This window comes from Kitasatospora sp. NPDC006697, assembly GCF_042869935.1.
Taxonomy (GTDB): domain Bacteria; phylum Actinomycetota; class Actinomycetes; order Streptomycetales; family Streptomycetaceae; genus Kitasatospora.
This window is the reverse complement of sequence record NZ_JBIAGU010000018.1, coordinates 48,986-65,238: the sequence shown is the minus strand read 5'-3', so window position 1 is coordinate 65,238 and position 16,253 is coordinate 48,986. Positions and strand designations below refer to the sequence as shown.

Genomic DNA, 16,253 nt, shown 5'->3' with positions numbered 1-16,253 from the left:
TGGCGTGCGGAGGGCTGTCGGCTTCGCGAGGGGGAGCGGGCGGGCAGCCGGCTCCGCGGCCAGGGAGCGGCCCCGAGCGGGCGAGAGGCGGGGAGGCGCGCTGGGCGATGCGGGCCGGAAACGCGGCGGCCCGCGCGCGCTGGGGCGGCGGGCCGGGTGCGGAGGCGGTGTCAGGCAGCCGGGGCGGCTGGGGCCGGGATCGGGGGTGCCGTCGGGGCCGGGGTGTCCGGGGCGGGGTTGGCGCGCTCGCGGGCCTCGCGGCGGATCATGATCCAGAGGCCGACCGGGACCATCGCGGCGAAGAGCCACCACTGGATGGCGTAGGCCATGTGCGGGCCGATGTCGGAGTGGTCCGGGGCCGGGATCAGCTGGGGTTGGTCGGCCGGCGCGGGGTCGGTGGACGCGAGTTCCAGGTAGCCGCCGAGCAGGGTGGCGCCGGTGGCCTTGGCCTGCTCCGCGGTGTTGATCAGCATGAACTGCCGGTCCGGCAGCCCGCCGCGGTCGCGGATGCCGCTGCTGGCCGAGGTCTCGTCCGCGCGCATCCGGCCGGTGGCGGTGATCGTGCCGCGGGGGGCGGCCGGCACCGGCGGGTACTGGGTGGCGTCGCTGCCGGAGTCCACCCAGCCGCGGTTGACAAGCACCTCGCCGTGGCCGTCCGCGAGCTTCAGCGGGGTGATGACGAAGTAGCCGATGGTGCCGCCGTCGGCCGCGGTCCGCTGCCGGACCACGAACTCGTGGGCGGTGTCGTACTCACCGGTCGCGGTGACCGTGCGCCAGGTCAGGTCGCCCGGCACGTGGAAGCCGGGGCGCGGCGACAGCGAGTCGAACGGGACCGGCGCGGCTTTCAGGCTGGCGCCGATCAGGTTGTTGCGGGCGACCCGGGCCTCGTGCCGATGCAGCTGCCAGAACCCCAGCCGGATGCAGGCGGGGATCAGCAGCAGGGCGATCAGTACGGTGAGCACCCAGCGGCCGGTGAGCAGAAAACGGTACACACCGGCACGCTACGCCCACACTCCTCAGCGGACGGCACCGGGGTCGGAGTGTGGCACGACGTCTCCGAGGAGCTGCAGGAAGGCGTCCTCGCCGATCACCGGGGTGCCCACCTCGCGGGCCTTGCGGGCCTTGCCGCTCCAGCTGCCGGGCTCGTTGGTGACCAGCAGGCTGGTGAGCCGGCTCACCGAACTCGCGATGTGCAGGCCGGCCGCGATGGCCCGGTCCTCCAGCACCTCGCGGTCGGTGGCGGTGTCGCCGGTGATCGCCACCCGCATGCCCTGGACCAGCGGCCCGCCCTCCCGCCAGCGCCCCGGATTGGGGTACGGGCAGGCCGGCCGCTTGCGGGCCGGACGGTACCCGGCGGAGACCGCGGCGGACCCGGCCGACCAGGAGCCGCGGGCCGCGCCGCCGAGCGGCAGGGCGGCCGGGTCCTCGCCGAGGTCGGTGACGGCCACGCAGTTGGTCAGCGGCAGCGGCACGCCCCCGCTGCGGGCCAGCCGCAGGCTGGGCCGGAAGGTCTCGGCGAGTACCCGGGCGTCGTCCAGCGCGTTGTGCGCGTGCAGCTGGCGGACGCCGAAGTAGTCGGCGAGGGTGGCGAGCCGGCCGTTGGCCAGCGGCAGGCCGAGGTCGCGGGAGAGCACCATGGTGCAGATCCGGTGGTCCACCGGTGCGCGCAGCCCGGCGCGGGAGAACTCGCGGGAGATCATGTTCCAGTCGAAGAGCGCGTTGTGCGCCACCAGCACCCGGTCGCGCAGCCGCTCGGCGAACTCCTCGGCGATCTCCGGGAAGCTCGGGGCGCCGTCCAGCATCGCGGCGGTCAGCCCGTGGATCCAGACCGGGCCGGGGTCGCGCTGCGGGTTGACCAGGGTGTACCAGTGGTCGATCTCGTTGCCCTCGGCGTCCAGCCGGTAGAGCCCGATCGAGATCACCCGGTCGGTGCGGCCGAGGCCGGTGGTCTCGACGTCGACCACCGCGAAACCGGGAGCCTGCGGCTGTCCGGCGGAGGATGCGGCGGTGCGCTGGGTCGGGAGGGCCGTCGGCGGGAGCGCATGCATGGTGCACCAGCTTAAGGGGCGAGGCACCCAGCCCTGCGCATAGAGTGACGGATGGGATTAGTCGTACTACGAAGGAACAGCTGACATGCGCGCCACCGTCATCCACGGTCCCCAGGACATCCGGATCGAGGAGGTGCCCGACCCCGTCGTGGAGCGGGCCACCGACGCGGTGGTCCGGGTGCTGAACGCCTGCATCTGCGGGAGCGACCTGTGGGCCTACCGCGGGGTCGCCGCCCGGGAGGCCGGGCAGCGGATCGGGCACGAGTTCCTGGGCTTCGTCGAGGCGGTCGGCAGCGAGGTGACCGGGGTCAAGCCGGGCGACTTCGTGGTGGCCCCGTTCGTGTGGTCGGACGGCACCTGCGACTACTGCCGCGAGGGCCTGCAGACCTCCTGCCCGCACGGCGGGTTCTGGGGCAGCGTCGGCTCGGACGGCGGCCAGGGCGAGGCGGTCCGGGTGCCGTTCGCCGACGGCACGCTGGTGAAGCTGCCCAAGGAGGCGGCCACCGACGAGGCGCTGCTGCCCAGCCTGCTGGCGCTCTCCGACGTGATGGCGACCGGGCACCACGCGGCGGTCTCGGCCCGGGTGCGGCCCGGCGCCACGGTCGCGGTGGTCGGCGACGGCGCGGTGGGCCTGTGCGGGGTCCTGGCGGCCAAGCGGCTGGGCGCGGAGCGGATCATCGCGCTGGGCCGGCACGAGCTGCGCACCTCGATCGCCCGCACCTTCGGCGCCACCGACGTGGTGGCGGAGCGCGGCGAGGCGGCGATCGAGGCGGTGCGGGAGCTGACCGGCGGTCAGGGCGCGCACGCGGTGCTGGAGGCGGTGGGCACCGAGGAGTCGATGCGTACGGCGATCTCGATCGCCCGGGACGGCGGCGCGGTGGGCTACGTCGGCGTGCCGCACGGCGGCAGCGCGGGCGTGGACATCGGCCAGATGTTCGGCCGCAACGTCGCGCTGGGCGGCGGGGTGGCGCCGGCCCGGGCCTACATCCCCGAGCTGCTGGCGGACGTGCTGGCCGGGCGGATCGAGCCGGGCCTGGTCTTCGACCGCACGGTCGGCCTGGACGGTGTGCCGGAGGGCTACCGGGCGATGGACGACCGTTCGGCCTTGAAGGTGCGGATCGCGCTCTGAGCGCAGGTGGCGGGGCGTGTGCACGGCAGGTGGCTGAGCACGTGACCGAGGCATGTGACACCGGCATTTCCGGCCGCATGGAAGCCCTTAATCGCCGCCATTAAGTCGTACTTTCACACGAACCCACTACCCATCAACTCCCTTGCGGGGGCGGTGCCGTCATGCGGTACCGCCCCCTTCGCTTTCCGGCAACCGGGGGCGTGAACCGGCGCGTTTCAGCCAGATTGACGGCGCATCAGTGTGAAGAGTGGGCTGAATGTGCTCAGGCGCTGTTCGTAATGAGGTAGTCGCTCTTAGCATGCATCGGCATGCTGCGAATGTGACGCCTCTCACTTCGCGCGCCCTCCACCGTGCAGACCGCGCGGAAACCGTCCCACACGTCCCAACCGCACGGTCTGTCTCACCCACACGTCAGGAGAGATGGAGTGGACCATCCCCCGCAGCCCGGCTCCCCGCCGGACGGCAGCCTCAGCGGATCCGTCCCCGCCCAGGCCACGGCCCAACAGATCGAGCAGGACCCGGAGTTCCGCACGCTGCGGGGCACCTTCCGGAGCTTCGCCTTCCCCGTGACGGCGGCCTTCCTGCTCTGGTACCTGCTGTACGTGCTGCTCTCCAGCTACGCGCACGGCTTCATGGCCACCAAGCTGGTCGGCAACATCAACGTCGCGCTGGTGCTCGGACTGCTGCAGTTCGTCAGCACCTTCGCCATCGCCGCCTGGTACGCCCGGTTCGCCGGCCGCCGGCTCGACCCGCCGGCCGAGGACCTGCGCCGCCGACACGGCCAGTCCGTCGTCACCCCCAGGGAGGGTGCATGACCGCCCCGCACAGCTCCGCCCAGCCCGCCCTGCTCGCGGCGAGCACGGCCGCCTCCCACCGCGGCCTGACCATCTCGCTGTTCGCCGCCTTCGTGCTGGTCACCCTGGGCATCACGGTCTGGGCCGGCCGGCAGACCAGGGACGCCAACGACTTCTACGCCGGCGGCCGCGGCTTCACCGGCCTGCAGAACGGCCTGGCGATCTCCGGCGACTACATGTCGGCCGCCTCCTTCCTGGGCATCGCCGGCGTCATCGCGCTCTCCGGCTACGACGGCTTCCTCTACTCGATCGGCTTCCTGGTGGCCTGGCTGGTCGCCCTGCTGCTGATCGCCGAACCGCTGCGCAACTCCGGCCGGTACACGATGGCCGATGTGCTGGCCTTCCGGATGCGCCAGCGCCCGGTGCGCACCGCCGCCGGGATCTCCACCATCGTGGTCTCGATCTTCTACCTGCTGGCCCAGATGGTCGGGGCCGGCTCGCTGGTCGCGCTGCTGCTCGGCATCGAGGGGGACGCGGCCAAGCGCTGGACCATCGTCGCGGTCGGCGCGCTGATGGTGCTCTACGTCACCATCGGCGGGATGAAGGGCACCACCTGGGTGCAGATCGTCAAGGCGGTGCTCCTGATCCTCGGCGCCGCACTGATGACCGTGATGGTGCTGGCCAAGTACCACTTCAACCCGTCCAGCCTGCTCGGCGCCGCCGCGCACGCCAGCGGCAAGGGCGACGCCTTCCTGCAACCCGGCCTGAAGTACGGCGAATCCGGCACCACCAAGCTGGACTTCATCAGCCTGGGCCTGGCCCTGGTGCTCGGCACCGCCGGCCTGCCGCACATCCTGGTCCGGTTCTACACCGTGCCCACCGCGAAGACCGCCCGGAAGTCGGTGCTCTGGGCGATCGGCATCATCGGCGTCTTCTACCTGATGACGCTGGCGCTGGGCTTCGGCGCGGCGGCGCTGGTCGGCCCGAAGGCGATCAAGGCCTCCAACGCGGCCGGCAACACCGCCGCGCCGCTGCTCGCCCAGGAGCTGGGCGGCGGGGCCGGATCCGCCGGCGGGGCGATCCTGCTGGCGGTGATCTCGGCGGTGGCCTTCGCCACCATCCTGGCGGTGGTGGCCGGCCTCACGCTGACCTCCTCCGCCTCCTTCGCCCATGACCTGTGGGCCAACGTGATCCGGCGCGGCCGGGCCAGCGAGCGCGAGGAGGTCCGCTCGGCGAAGTGGGCGGCGGCGGTGATCGGTGTGGTGGCCATCGTGCTCTCGCTCTTCGTCGACAAGTTCAACGCCGCGGCCCTGGTGGCGCTGGCCTTCGCGGTGGCCGCCTCGGCCAACCTGCCGACCATGCTCTACTCGCTCTACTGGAAGCGGTTCACCACCACCGGCGCGGTCAGCTCGGTCTACGCCGGGCTGATCAGCTCGGTGGGCCTGGTGTTCTTCTCCACCCTGGGCAGCGGCAAGCCCACCTCGCTCTTCCCGCACAGCGACTTCCACTGGTTCCCGATGGAGAACCCGGGGCTGGTCTCGATCCCGATCGGGTTCCTGGCCGGCTGGCTCGGCACGGTGCTCTCCCGCCGGCCCGCCGATCCGGCGAAGTACGCTGAACTCGAGGTCCGTTCCTTCACCGGGATCGGCGCGCACTGAGTCCGCCCGCGGGATCGCACCGCGGTCTCGATTAAGCTGGCGCCCGGTCCACCGTGCAGGACGGCGGACCGGGCGCCGGCTTGCGACTCGGGAGGTGTGCACCGTGCTCCTGGACACCTACGGTCGGCAGGCCGTGGACCTGCGGGTCTCGCTCACCGACCGGTGCAATCTGCGCTGCACCTACTGCATGCCCGAGCAGGGCCTGCAGTGGCTGGCCAAGCCGACCCTGCTGACCGACGAGGAGATCGTCCGGCTGGTCTCGCTGGCTGTGCGCGAGCTGGGTGTGCGCGAGGTCCGGTTCACCGGCGGGGAGCCGCTGCTGCGCCCCGGGCTGGTGTCGATCGTGGCCGCCTGCGCACAGCTGGAGCCGCGCCCCGAGCTCTCGCTCACCACCAACGGCATCGGGCTGGCCCGCACCGCGCAGGCGCTGCGGGCGGCCGGGCTGGACCGGATCAACGTCTCACTGGACACCCTGGACCCGGAGACCTTCCACACCCTGACCCGCCGGCAGCGCCACCAGGACGTGCTGGCCGGGCTGGCCGCCGCCGAGACCGCCGGGCTGACGCCGGTGAAGATCAACAGCGTGCTGATGCGAGGGGTCAACGACCACGAGGCCGCCGACCTGCTGGCCTGGAGCCTGGAGCACGGCTACCAGCTGCGGTTCATCGAGCAGATGCCGCTGGACGCCCAGCACGGCTGGGACCGCACCGACATGGTGACCGCCGAGGAGATCCTGGCCCGGCTGGGCGAGGCGTTCGCGCTCATCCCCGAGCCCTCGGCCGGCCGCGGCGCGGCCCCGGCCGAGCGCTGGCTGGTGGACGGCGGGCCGGCCACCGTGGGCGTGATCGCCTCGGTCACCCGGCCGTTCTGCCGGGCCTGCGACCGGACCCGGCTGACCGCCGACGGCCAGGTGCGCAACTGCCTCTTCGCCACCGGCGAGACCGACCTGCGCGGCGCGCTGCGCGACGGGGCCGGCGACGCCGAGCTGGCCGAGCTGTGGCGGGCCGCGATGTGGGGCAAGAAGGCCGGCGGCGGGATCGACGCGCCGGACTTCCACCAGCCGGACCGGCCGATGTCCGCGATCGGCGGCTGACGGGCCGTCAGGGCCGGTCGGGATGCTCGCGCCGAGGCGTCAGTCCTCGGTCCAGTCGGCCAGCGCCACGGTCTCCCGGAGGAACCCGCGCACGCCCAGGAACTGGCTCAGCTGCTCGCGGTGCTCCTCGCAGGCCAGCCAGGTCTTGCGGCGGTCCGGGGTGTGCAGCTTGGGGTTGTTCCAGACCAGGACCCACTCGGCGGCGGACCGGCAGCCCTTGGCGGAGCACTTCGGGGGGCCCTGCGGACCGTCGGCCGGGGCGGTGCCGAAGAAGTCGATGTTCATGATCGGCAGTCTCTCACCCGGTGCCGGGCATGACGACGCCGGGCAACCACGGGGGGAGTTGCCCGGCGTCGGTCTGTCGCTCCGACGGGGGATGCGGAGCGCGTACGCAGTATGTCACGAAGGGATGGGTCGTTGGCTAGACCCAGCAAGATTTATTTGAGGTTTTCCTGAGTTTGCAGCCGGTCAAATCCGGGCTGAGCAGGGTGAATCGGGCATAGATTGGCTTAAAGCTCAACTTCTTGGCCGGACTCGCCCGTGTACGGAGAGTAGGCATGACGGCCTGTCAGGTCACTGACAGGGATGGTAGCCGGTCGGCCGCCGTCAGTCCCGCTCGGCCGCGGGGCCGGCCGCGCCGCCGCCGCCCTGGCCGCCCGGGCCGAGCATCAGCGGGGTGGTGGGCGGCACGTCGAAGGTGCTCGGCAGGCCCGGGGCCCGCTCCCGCCCGGCGTTGGCGATCACCACGGCGAAGTACGGCAGCAGCACGGCGCCGGCCAGCGCGCCGAAGGCCACGTAGCGCTGGACGTTCCACAGCACCACGGCGAGCAGCACGCAGAGCGTGCGGACCAGCATCGAGATGACGTAGCGGCGCTGCCGGCCCCGGACGTCCTCGGAGAGGCTGGTCCTGGCGCCCGTGATCCGGAAGACCTCCCGGCCCTCGCCCGCGCTCCTGCTCATCCGCACTTCCGCCTTCGCTCCGCACCCGGAAGGATCCGACTCCGCCCGGTTCCTCCCCACGGTACGCCGCGCCCGCCGCCCCGGGCAGACCGGGTCCGCGAGTCGTTTCAGCCGTTCTCGCCGGCCCCCCGCGGCAGCCGCACCAGGAACCCCGGCGGCACGCTGTCGGTGAGCCAGACCCCGTTGGCGCTCACCCGGAACCGGTGCCCCAGCGCGGCGAGTCCGGCCGCGTCCACCCGGAGCACCACCGGCGGCGGCACCGGGGCCAGCCCGAGGTCCACCTCGACGGTGTGCCCCTGGCTGGCCCGGAGGTCCTGACGGCGCGCCTGCCGTCAGCGGTGTCGTTCACGGGTCTCCTCGGGTCAGGACGCCTGGCTCACCGAACTCATGTTGAAGCCGGAGACGCGGACCGGGGGCATCGCCGTGCGGCTGAAGTAGTCGCTCCATTCGCGGGGGAGGGTGCGCTCGGTGCGGCCGACCTCGGTGATCCGGGAGAGCAGGTCCACGGGGGATTCGTTGAAGCGGAAGTTGTTGACCTCGCCGACCACCTGGCCGTTCTCCACCAGGTAGACGCCGTCCCGGGTGAGGCCGGTGAGCAGCAGGGTGGCCGGGTCGACCTCGCGGATGTACCAGACGCAGGTCAGCAGCAGGGCCCGCTCGGTGGTGGCGACCATCTCGGCGAGGGTGGGCGCGGTGGCCTGGCCGGGCGCCTCCAGCACCAGGTTGTCGGCGAACGGGCGGACCGGCAGGCCGGTCAGCTGCGCCGAGTGCCGGGTGGTGGCCAGGGCGGCCAGTTCGCCGTTGCGCAGCCAGTCGGTGGGGCCGAGCGGCAGGCCGTTGTCGAAGACCGACTGGTCGTTGCCGGAGGCGTGGGCGAGGACGAACGGGGCGCACTCCAGGCCGGGTTCGGCCGGGTCGGAGCGCAGGGTGAGCGGCAGCGGGCTCAGCCGCTCGCCGAGCCGGGTGCCGCCGCCGGCCTTGCTGAAGACGGTGCGGCCCTCGGCGGCGTCGCGGCCCGAGGCGGTCCAGGTCAGGTAGATCATCAGGTCGGCGAGGGCGGAGGGCGGCAGCAGCGTCTCGTACCGCCCGGCCGGCAACTCGACCTTGCGCCTGCCCCAGCCGATCCGCTCGTCCAGCTGGGCCTGCAGCGCCGGGACGTCGACGTCGGTGAAGTCCCGGGTGGACTGCCCGACCCAGGCCGAGGTGCCGCTCACCCGTCGCCCACCACCACCCTTGTCGGAGGCGCTTCGCGCCGCCCCTGCCTTGGCATTGAACTCGACCGTGCCGGTGGGCTGGTCGTGGCGCAGCCGCAGGCCGGTGGAGCTGCCCAGGTAGGTGGAGGAGACCTCGTGCCGGGCGAAGCCGTAGAGCGCCTGGCCGGCCGAGCGGGCCCGGGCGAAGGCGGCGCCCAGCTCCGGGGCGAAGGCTTCGAAGACGTCGATCGAGGTCTCGGCCGGCGGGGCGGTGAAGTCGGCGGAGACCGGGCCGGCCGGCAGCAGCGGCTGGGCGTCCTCCGCCGGGCCGGCCGTGCGGGCGGCGGCCTCGGCGGCGGCGACCAGCTCGGCCAGGTCGTCCATGGTGGCGGCCTCGCGGGCCAGCACGCCCGAGGCGGTGCCCTCGGCGCCGTCCACGGTGGCGACCACGGTGATCCGGCGGCCGCGGGTGACGCCGTTGGTGGTGAGCGCGCCCCCCGGTCGGTTCTCCGGGGCCGCCCAGCGGAGGTTGGCGGTGGTGTCCTCGTCCACCAGCACCACGCAGCCGTCGGCCTTGGAGAGCTCCAGGGCCCGCTCGACCAGCTGGTGCGGGGCGTTCGTCGAAGTGGTCATCAGCGACCAGCCTCCTGCTGCGTGTTGAGCACGTTGACCTGCCGGAAGAGGGCGGACGGGCAGCCGTGGCTGACCGAGGCGACCTGGCCGGGCTGGGCCTTGCCGCAGTTGAAGGCACCGCCCAGCAGGTAGGTGCCGGGGCCGCCGACCGCCGACATCGAGCCCCAGAAGTCGGTGGTGGTGGCCTGGTAGGCGAAGTCCTTCACCTGGCCGGCCAGCTCGCCGTTGCGGATCGCGTACGCCCGCTGGCCGGTGAACTGGAAGTTGTAGCGCTGCATGTCGATCGACCAGGAGCGGTCGCCCACGATGTAGAGGCCGTTCTCCACCTCGGCGAAGAGGCCGGGGGTGTCCGGGCCGTCGATGGCCGGCTGGAGCGAGACGTTGGCCATCCGCTGCACCGGCACGTGGGCCGGGGAGTCGGCGAAGGCGCAGCCGTTGGAGCGGCCCAGGCCCTTGAGCGCGGCCATCCGGCGGTCCAGCTGGTAGCCCGTCAGGATGCCGTCCCTGACCAGGTCCCAGGACTGGGTGGCCACGCCCTCGTCGTCGTAGCCGATGGTGGCCAGGCCGTGTTCGGCGGTGCGGTCGCCGGTGACGTGCATCAGCTCGGACCCGTACTTCAGGGTGCCGAGCTGGTCGAAGGTGGCGAAGGAGGTGCCGGCGTAGGCGGCCTCGTAGCCGAGTGCCCGGTCCAGCTCGGTGGCGTGGCCGATCGACTCGTGGATGGTCAGCCAGAGGTTGGTGGGGTCGATCACCAGGTCGTAGCGGCCGGCCTCGACGCTGGGCGCCTTCACCTTCTCGGCCAGGTACCCGGGGATCCGGGAGAGCTCCTCGGTCCAGTCCCAGCCGGTGCCGAGCAGGTACTCCCAGCCGCGGCCGGCCGGCGGGGCCACCGTGCGCATGCTCTCGAAGGCGCCGGTGCGCTCGTCCACCGAGAGCGCCTCCAGCTCGGGGTGCAGACGCACCCGCTGCTGGGTGGTCACGGTGCCGGCGGTGTCGGCGTAGAACTTGTTCTCCTGCACCGTCAGCAGCGAGGCGGTGACGTGCGAGACGCCCTCGGCCGCCAGCAGGGTGGCGCTCCAGTCGGCGAGCAGGCCGGACTTCTCGGCGTCCGGCACCTCGAAGGGGTTGATCCGGTAGGCGGAGACCCAGACCGCGTCCCGGTGCACCGGCTCGGGGGCCAGCTCCACCCGGTCGCCGCCGCCGGCCGCCGCGCTGATCCGGGCCGACAGCCGGGCCACCGCCACGGCCTGCTCGGCCACCTCGCCGGCCGCCTGCTCGGTCAGCTCCAGGCCGGCCGCGAAGCCCCAGGCGCCGTCCACCAGCACCCGCACCGCGAAGCCCAGCCGGAGGGTGTCGGAGCTGCCGGCCAGCCGGGCGTCGCGCAGCCGCCAGCTGGCCGAGCGGATCCGCTCCAGTCGGAAGTCGGCGTGCTCGGCGCCCAGCCGGCGGGCCCGGTCCAGCGCCGCGTCGGCCAGGCGGTGCAGCGGCAGCGCGAGGAAGAGCGGGTCGATCGGGTGGGCGGGCGGGGCGCTCGGTGTCGGCGGCATCGGACTCCCTGGAAGGTGAGGGTGCGGTGTCGGCCCTGAACCGGTCCGACACCGCATCATGTCCTGTCCGGGCGCCGCGGGCCAGAAGACAAGGCCGCGCGTCGACACCCCGTCAGGCCAGGCCGACCCACCAGGAGTCCAGCTCCGGCAGGTCCTCCAGCTCCACCCGCTGGCCGGGCCGCGGCACCACCACCGGCACGTCGTGCGCCTTGGCCTCGGCCAGCAGCCGCTCCACCGGCTCGGCCCACGGGTGCAGGCCCAGGTTGAAGGTGCACCAGTGCACCGGCAGCAGCAGGCCGCCGCCCAGCTCCCGGTGGGCCAGCACGGCGTCCTCGGGGGTCAGGTGGATGTCCGCCCAGCCCTCGTCGTAGGCGCCGATCTGCACCAGCGCAGCGTCGAACGGGCCGTGCTGCTCGCCGATCCGGGCGTAGCCCTCGAAGTAGCCGGAGTCGCCGGTGTAGAAGACCCGGCGGTTCGGGCCGGCCACCACCCAGGAGCCCCAGAGGGTGGTGTTGCGCTTGAAGGAGCGCCCGGAGAAGTGGTGCGCCGCGGTCAGGGTCAGGTGCAGGTCGCCCAGGGTGCAGGTCTCGTCCCAGTCCAGCTCGATGATCCGGTGCTCCGGCACGCCCCAGCGGCGCAGGTGGCCGCCGATCCCCAGCGGCACGGCGAACGGCGCGGACTGGCTGCGCACCAGCCGCTTCACGGTGGCCATGTCCAGGTGGTCGTAGTGGTCGTGCGAGATCAGCACCGCGTCCACCTGCGGCAGCTCGCCCAGCGGCAGCGGCACCGGGTGCAGCCGGCGCGGCCCGAGGTGGTCCAGCGGCGAGCAGCGCTCGGACCAGATCGGGTCCAGCAGCACCCGGCTGCCCTCCACCTCGACCAGCGCGGAGGCGTGGCCGAACCAGGTCACGGCCACGCCCTCGGCGGCGGTGGCCGGCGGGGCCTGGCGGACCAGCGGGACCGGGCGGACCGGGGTGCGGCCGGTGCGCTCGAACAGCGCCCGGCGCAGGGTGTCCGGCACCGAGCGGCCCGGCGCGGGGCGGCGGGCCAGCTCGGAGGGAGCGTTGTGGAAGGTGCCCCCGCCGTACTGCGGGGAGTTGCGCACCCGGTCGTCGCGGCCGTCCGGGTTCCGCCCGAAGGAGCCGGGCAGGCCGCGGCCGACCCAGGCCGCGGCGCCCAGGCCGGCGGCGAGTGCGGTCAGGGTGAGCAGCCGGCCCCGGCGCCTGGTCCGGGGGAGTGCCTCGCTCATCGGGATGTCGCCCTTACTGGAGAGTTCTCGGCGGTCGGTGGCAAACCCGGCCGGTGTGGCCGGCGCGGTGCCGACGGTTGGAACGGGCGCCCGGGCCCGAGCGTTCCCGCCGGGCCCGTCGTCCGAGGTCGCGGCCCGCGATTGTCGGAAGACGACAGTTAACCGGTGGCCGCCCTGTCGAGGGTCGATTGGCTGCGGCGCTCGACCGCCAGATAGCGTCGCAGTGCGTACGTTCTCCCCGCTCGACGGGGAGCAACCCGGATCTGCCCGCGCTCGCGGGCCGGTCCCCCCAGGAGAGGTGGATCTGTGAGCCGGTCGGTTCTCGTCACCGGTGGCAACCGGGGCATCGGCCTCGCCATCGCCCAGGCCTTCGCCGAGGCGGGCGACAAGGTCGCCATCACCAGCCGCTCCGGTGAGGTACCCGAGGCGCTGGCCAAGTACGACGTCCTGGCGGTCCGCTGCGACATCAACGACAGCGCGCAGGTGGACGCGGCCTTCACCGAGGTCGAGGAGAAGCACGGCGCGCCCGAGGTCGTGGTGGCCAACGCCGGCATCACCAAGGACACCCTGATGCTGCGGATGACCGAGCAGGACTTCGCCTCGGTGGTCGACACCAACCTCACCGGCACCTTCCGGGTGGTCAAGCGGGCCTCGAGCAAGATGCTGCGGGCCCGCAAGGGCCGGATCGTGCTGATCTCCTCGGTGGTCGGCCTGACCGGCACCCCGGGCCAGGCGAACTACGCGGCGTCCAAGGCCGGCCTGGTCGGGTTCGCCCGTTCGCTGGCGCGCGAGTTCGGCCCGCGCAGCATCACCGTCAACGTGGTCTCGCCGGGCTTCGTGGACACGGACATGACCGCGGTGCTCAGCGAGGAGCGCCGCAAGGAGATCGTCTCGGGGGTCCCGCTCGGCCGCTACGCCGCGCCCGCCGAGGTCGCCTCCACCGTGCGGTTCCTCGCCTCGGACGAGGCCGCGTACATCACCGGAGCCGTCATTCCCGTGGACGGCGGATTGGGCATGGGTCACTGACCAACATGAGCGGAATCCTTGAAGGCAAGCGGATCCTCGTCACCGGTGTGCTGATGGAGTCCTCCATCGCCTTCCACACCGCCAAGCTGGCCCAGGAGCAGGGCGCGGAGATCATCCTCACCGCCTTCCCCCGCCCCAGCCTGACCGAGCGGATCGCCAAGAAGCTGCCGAAGCCGGTACAGACGCTGGAGCTGGACGTCTCCAGCACCGAGCAGCTGGCCGGAATCGCCGACCAGGTGCGCGAGCACCTGCCCACCCTGGACGGCGTGGTGCACTCGATCGGCTTCGCCCCGCAGGACGCGCTCGGCGGCAACTTCCTGGACACCCCGTGGGAGTCGGTGGCCACCGCGATGCAGGTCTCGGCCTACTCGCTGAAGTCGCTCACCATGGCGCTGCTGCCGCTGATGCAGGACGGCGGCTCGGTGGTCGGCCTGACCTTCGACGCGCAGTACGCCTGGCCGCAGTACGACTGGATGGGCCCGGCCAAGGCCGCGCTGGAGTCCACCAACCGCTACCTGGCCCGCTACCTGGGCGAGCGGGACATCCGCTGCAACCTGATCTCGGCCGGCCCGATCAAGTCGATGGCCGCCAAGTCGATCCCCGGCTTCGGCGACCTGGCCGACACCTGGAACCAGCGCTCCCCGCTGAAGTGGGACCTGACCGACCCGGAGCCGACCGCCCGCGGCGTGGTCGCGCTGCTGTCGGACTGGTTCCCGAAGACCACCGGCGAGATCGTCCACGTGGACGGCGGCCTGCACGCGATCGGCGCCTGACGCACCGTCCGGCCCCGCACACCCCGTCGACGGGGTGTGCGGGGCCGTCGCGTCTCGTGCTCAGTCGACCGGCCCGCAGGTGCCGATCACCGCGGAGGACTCGCGGGAGGCGGTGGCCGGGTCGCGATCGACGATCGCGGCGAGGATCCGGTCGTGACCGATGTACCGGTCGGCGGAGAGCACCGGGCCGACGTCCTGGCGCAGCTGGGCCCGGGTCACCTCGCCCAGGTCGGCGTAGAGCGCGGCCAGCACGTCGTTGTGCGCGGCGGCCACCACGGCCTGGTGGAAGGCGGCGTCGGCCTGCACGAAGACCTCCGGGTCGCCGCCGAACCAGGCCTCCTCGCGGCGGGCCAGGGCGGTCTCCAGCAGCACCAGGTCGCGCTCGGTGCGGCGCTCGGCGGCCAGCGCGGCGGCGGAGGCCTCCAGCAGCGAGCGCAGCTCGGCGACCTGGCTCTGCTCGGCGTCGGAGAACCGGCGGTGCATCACCCCGGCCAGTTCGCTGGTGGCCAGCACGTAGGTGCCGGAGCCCTGCCGGATGTCGAGCAGGCCGTTGTGGGCCAGCGCCCGGACCGCCTCGCGCACCGTGTTGCGGGCCACGCCCAACTGCTCGACCAGGGCCGCCTCGGTGGGGATGCGGGAGCCTACCGGCCACTCGCCCGAGGTGATCTGGGCCCGGAGTTGGGCGATCACCTGGTCGGCCAGCGGCGTGCGCCGGGGCGAGGACAGCGTCATGGGTCTCCTTGAAGCTCGGTCAGGTGCACCATCTTGCCCCCGAATACGACTGGGCTAATTCATCCCATCATTCTATGATGTCGTTCATGTCCAGGGCCGAGAAGACCACCGAACACCCCGCCGAGACCCCCCGGGCGGCCCTGCCGCCCTTCCAGCCGGCCGCCGAGCGCTCCCGGGCCGGCGCGCTCACCGCGCTGCTCGCGGTGGCGGTCGCGCTCGCCGCCGTCAACCTGCGTCCGGTGGTGACCAGCCTCGGGCCGCTGCTCTCCCGGGTCCGCGGCGACCTGCACATGAGCGCCACCGTGGCCGGGGCGCTCACCGCCGTGCCCTCGGTCTGCTTCGCGCTGTTCGGCTTCGCCGCGCCCGCGCTGGCCCGGCGGTTCGGGCCGACCATGGTGGTCACGGCGGGCATGGGCGCGATCACCGCGGGCGTGGCGGCCCGCTCGTTCGCGGGCGGCACGGCCGTCTTCCTGCTGCTCACGGCGGTCGCGCTGGCCGGCGTGGCGGTGTCCAACGTGCTGATCCCGGTGGTGATCAAGCGGTACTTCCCGCAGCGGGTCGGCCCGATGATCGGCCTCTACTCGATGGCGCTCTCGCTCGGCACCGCGCTGGCCGCCGCCGTCACCGTGCCGCTCAGCCACGCGCTGGGCGGCGGCTGGCGGGTCGGGCTGGGCCTGTGGGCCGGGCTCGCCGCGCTGGCGCTGGTGGTCTGGCTGGTCACCCTGGTGCTGCGCCGGGACGGGCGGGGCGCCGGCGGCGCCGCCGCCGGGCCGTCCGGCGAGCGGATGCCGATCGTGCGCAGCCGCACCGCCTGGGCGATGGCCGGGTTCTTCGGCTGCCAGGCCACCGGTGCCTACGCCACCATGGGCTGGATCTCGCAGATCTACCAGGACGCCGGGGTCGGCGCCGCCACCTCCGGGATGCTGCTGGCGCTGGTGATGGCGGTCAGCGTGCCGATCTCCTTCGTGCTGCCGAACCTGGCCGCCCGGCGCGGCGACCAGCGGCTCTACGTGGTGGTGCTGGCGGCCTGCGGCGCGGCCGGCTACCTCGGCCTGGCGCTGGCGCCGGCCGGCGGGGCCTGGCTCTGGGCGCTGCTGGTGGGGCTGTCGAACTGCGCCTTCCCGCTGATCCTCACCATGATCGGGCTGCGGGCCCGGACCGCCGGCGGGGTGGCCCAGCTCTCCGCCTTCTCGCAGGGCGTCGGCTACCTGATCTCGATCCCCGGGCCGATCCTGGTCGGCACCCTCTACCAGGGCACCGGCGGCTGGGCGGTGCCGCTGGGCTTCATGGGCGCGCTGCTGGTGCCGCAGGTGCTGATCGGCCTGCGGGCCGCGCGCAACCGGTTCGTGGAGGACGAGGTCGGGTCCGGGGCGGCCTGACCCGACCCCGGTCGGGAGCGGATGGGGAGGGGTGCGACA

Annotated in this window: 15 protein-coding genes and 1 pseudogene; 7 read left to right on the top strand and 9 right to left on the bottom strand. The window is 73.2% G+C overall.

The window, feature by feature from the left end; genetic code table 11:
- Window positions 1-170: 170 nt before the first annotated feature.
- Complete coding sequence (locus ACFYNO_RS24170; protein ID WP_388016062.1) at window positions 171-992, bottom strand: SURF1 family protein; 822 nt, start codon at window positions 990-992, stop codon at window positions 171-173.
- 24 nt (window positions 993-1,016) lie between these two features.
- Window positions 1,017-2,048 carry a DEDDh family exonuclease gene (locus tag ACFYNO_RS24165; RefSeq protein ID WP_388016059.1) on the bottom strand — a complete coding sequence of 344 codons (1,032 nt, stop codon included), beginning with the start codon at window positions 2,046-2,048 and terminating at the stop codon, window positions 1,017-1,019.
- 85 nt (window positions 2,049-2,133) lie between these two features.
- On the opposite strand from ACFYNO_RS24165, the gene ACFYNO_RS24160 reads away from it, so the two are divergent.
- From ACFYNO_RS24160 to moaA, 4 genes are all read left to right on the top strand, one after another.
- Window positions 2,134-3,177 carry a zinc-dependent alcohol dehydrogenase family protein gene (locus tag ACFYNO_RS24160; protein ID WP_388016056.1) on the top strand — a complete coding sequence of 348 codons (1,044 nt, stop codon included), beginning with the start codon at window positions 2,134-2,136 and terminating at the stop codon, window positions 3,175-3,177.
- Between the two features lie 425 nt (window positions 3,178-3,602).
- The gene (locus ACFYNO_RS24155; protein ID WP_388016053.1) at window positions 3,603-3,992 is read left to right on the top strand and encodes a DUF485 domain-containing protein; all 390 of its coding nucleotides are present in this window, start codon (window positions 3,603-3,605) and stop codon (window positions 3,990-3,992) included.
- Entirely contained in the window at window positions 3,989-5,629 is a 1,641-nt protein-coding gene (locus tag ACFYNO_RS24150; protein WP_388016050.1) for a cation acetate symporter, read from the top strand. The genes ACFYNO_RS24155 and ACFYNO_RS24150 overlap by 4 nt, the downstream gene beginning before the upstream one ends.
- A 103-nt stretch (window positions 5,630-5,732) precedes the next feature.
- Complete coding sequence (gene moaA / locus ACFYNO_RS24145) at window positions 5,733-6,722, top strand: GTP 3',8-cyclase MoaA (protein ID WP_388016047.1); 990 nt, start codon at window positions 5,733-5,735, stop codon at window positions 6,720-6,722.
- Window positions 6,723-6,761: 39 nt separating this feature from the next.
- Here moaA and ACFYNO_RS24140 read toward each other — a convergent pair whose 3' ends face one another.
- The 6 genes and pseudogenes from ACFYNO_RS24140 to ACFYNO_RS24115 all read right to left on the bottom strand — a co-directional run bounded on the left by ACFYNO_RS24140 (window position 6,762) and on the right by ACFYNO_RS24115 (window position 12,304).
- Window positions 6,762-7,007: a hypothetical protein gene (locus ACFYNO_RS24140; RefSeq protein WP_388016045.1), complete on the bottom strand. Its 246-nt coding sequence runs from the start codon at window positions 7,005-7,007 to the stop codon at window positions 6,762-6,764.
- 321 nt (window positions 7,008-7,328) lie between these two features.
- A complete protein-coding gene (locus tag ACFYNO_RS24135; RefSeq protein WP_388016042.1) occupies window positions 7,329-7,682 on the bottom strand; it encodes a DUF3099 domain-containing protein in 354 nt (117 codons plus the stop codon).
- A 107-nt stretch (window positions 7,683-7,789) separates the two neighbouring features.
- Window positions 7,790-7,993, bottom strand: a pseudogene (locus tag ACFYNO_RS24130) (RNA 2'-phosphotransferase); the annotation flags it as partial.
- A 51-nt stretch (window positions 7,994-8,044) separates the two neighbouring features.
- On the bottom strand, window positions 8,045-9,508 hold the full coding sequence (locus tag ACFYNO_RS24125) for a metallopeptidase TldD-related protein (RefSeq protein WP_388016040.1): 1,464 nt from the start codon (window positions 9,506-9,508) through the stop codon (window positions 8,045-8,047).
- On the bottom strand, window positions 9,508-11,055 hold the full coding sequence (locus ACFYNO_RS24120) for a TldD/PmbA family protein (protein WP_388016037.1): 1,548 nt from the start codon (window positions 11,053-11,055) through the stop codon (window positions 9,508-9,510). The genes ACFYNO_RS24125 and ACFYNO_RS24120 overlap by 1 nt, the downstream gene beginning before the upstream one ends.
- Window positions 11,056-11,167: 112 nt before the next feature.
- Window positions 11,168-12,304, bottom strand: coding sequence for an MBL fold metallo-hydrolase (locus tag ACFYNO_RS24115; protein WP_388016034.1), 1,137 nt, complete (start codon window positions 12,302-12,304; stop codon window positions 11,168-11,170).
- A 306-nt stretch (window positions 12,305-12,610) separates the two neighbouring features.
- Here ACFYNO_RS24115 and fabG point away from each other — a divergent pair, with 306 nt between their 5' ends.
- The gene (fabG, locus tag ACFYNO_RS24110) at window positions 12,611-13,330 is read left to right on the top strand and encodes a 3-oxoacyl-[acyl-carrier-protein] reductase (protein WP_388016031.1); all 720 of its coding nucleotides are present in this window, start codon (window positions 12,611-12,613) and stop codon (window positions 13,328-13,330) included.
- Window positions 13,331-13,335: 5 nt separating this feature from the next.
- Complete coding sequence (gene fabI, locus ACFYNO_RS24105) at window positions 13,336-14,103, top strand: enoyl-ACP reductase FabI (protein ID WP_388016028.1); 768 nt, start codon at window positions 13,336-13,338, stop codon at window positions 14,101-14,103.
- A gap of 60 nt (window positions 14,104-14,163) precedes the next feature.
- Here the strand turns inward: fabI and ACFYNO_RS24100 are convergent, their stop codons facing one another.
- Window positions 14,164-14,835: a FadR/GntR family transcriptional regulator gene (locus ACFYNO_RS24100; RefSeq protein WP_388016025.1), complete on the bottom strand. Its 672-nt coding sequence runs from the start codon at window positions 14,833-14,835 to the stop codon at window positions 14,164-14,166.
- 86 nt (window positions 14,836-14,921) lie between these two features.
- Between ACFYNO_RS24100 and ACFYNO_RS24095 the strand changes: the two genes are divergently transcribed.
- A complete protein-coding gene (locus ACFYNO_RS24095) occupies window positions 14,922-16,214 on the top strand; it encodes a CynX/NimT family MFS transporter (protein WP_388016022.1) in 1,293 nt (430 codons plus the stop codon).
- Window positions 16,215-16,253 lie beyond the last annotated feature (39 nt).

What these genes read in the sequence shown, in the direction of transcription:
- ACFYNO_RS24165 (WP_388016059.1), bottom strand. Translation starts at nt 2,048, where the DNA reads ATGCATGCGCTCCCGCCGACGGCCCTCCCGACCCAGCGCACCGCCGCA.
- ACFYNO_RS24160 (WP_388016056.1), top strand. Translation starts at nt 2,134, where the DNA reads ATGCGCGCCACCGTCATCCACGGTCCCCAGGACATCCGGATCGAGGAG.
- ACFYNO_RS24150 (WP_388016050.1), top strand. Translation starts at nt 3,989, where the DNA reads ATGACCGCCCCGCACAGCTCCGCCCAGCCCGCCCTGCTCGCGGCGAGC.
- ACFYNO_RS24140 (WP_388016045.1), bottom strand. Translation starts at nt 7,007, where the DNA reads ATGAACATCGACTTCTTCGGCACCGCCCCGGCCGACGGTCCGCAGGGC.
- ACFYNO_RS24135 (WP_388016042.1), bottom strand. Translation starts at nt 7,682, where the DNA reads ATGAGCAGGAGCGCGGGCGAGGGCCGGGAGGTCTTCCGGATCACGGGC.
- ACFYNO_RS24125 (WP_388016040.1), bottom strand. Translation starts at nt 9,508, where the DNA reads ATGACCACTTCGACGAACGCCCCGCACCAGCTGGTCGAGCGGGCCCTG.
- ACFYNO_RS24120 (WP_388016037.1), bottom strand. Translation starts at nt 11,055, where the DNA reads ATGCCGCCGACACCGAGCGCCCCGCCCGCCCACCCGATCGACCCGCTC.
- ACFYNO_RS24115 (WP_388016034.1), bottom strand. Translation starts at nt 12,304, where the DNA reads ATGAGCGAGGCACTCCCCCGGACCAGGCGCCGGGGCCGGCTGCTCACC.
- fabI (WP_388016028.1), top strand. Translation starts at nt 13,336, where the DNA reads ATGAGCGGAATCCTTGAAGGCAAGCGGATCCTCGTCACCGGTGTGCTG.
- ACFYNO_RS24100 (WP_388016025.1), bottom strand. Translation starts at nt 14,835, where the DNA reads ATGACGCTGTCCTCGCCCCGGCGCACGCCGCTGGCCGACCAGGTGATC.
- ACFYNO_RS24095 (WP_388016022.1), top strand. Translation starts at nt 14,922, where the DNA reads ATGTCCAGGGCCGAGAAGACCACCGAACACCCCGCCGAGACCCCCCGG.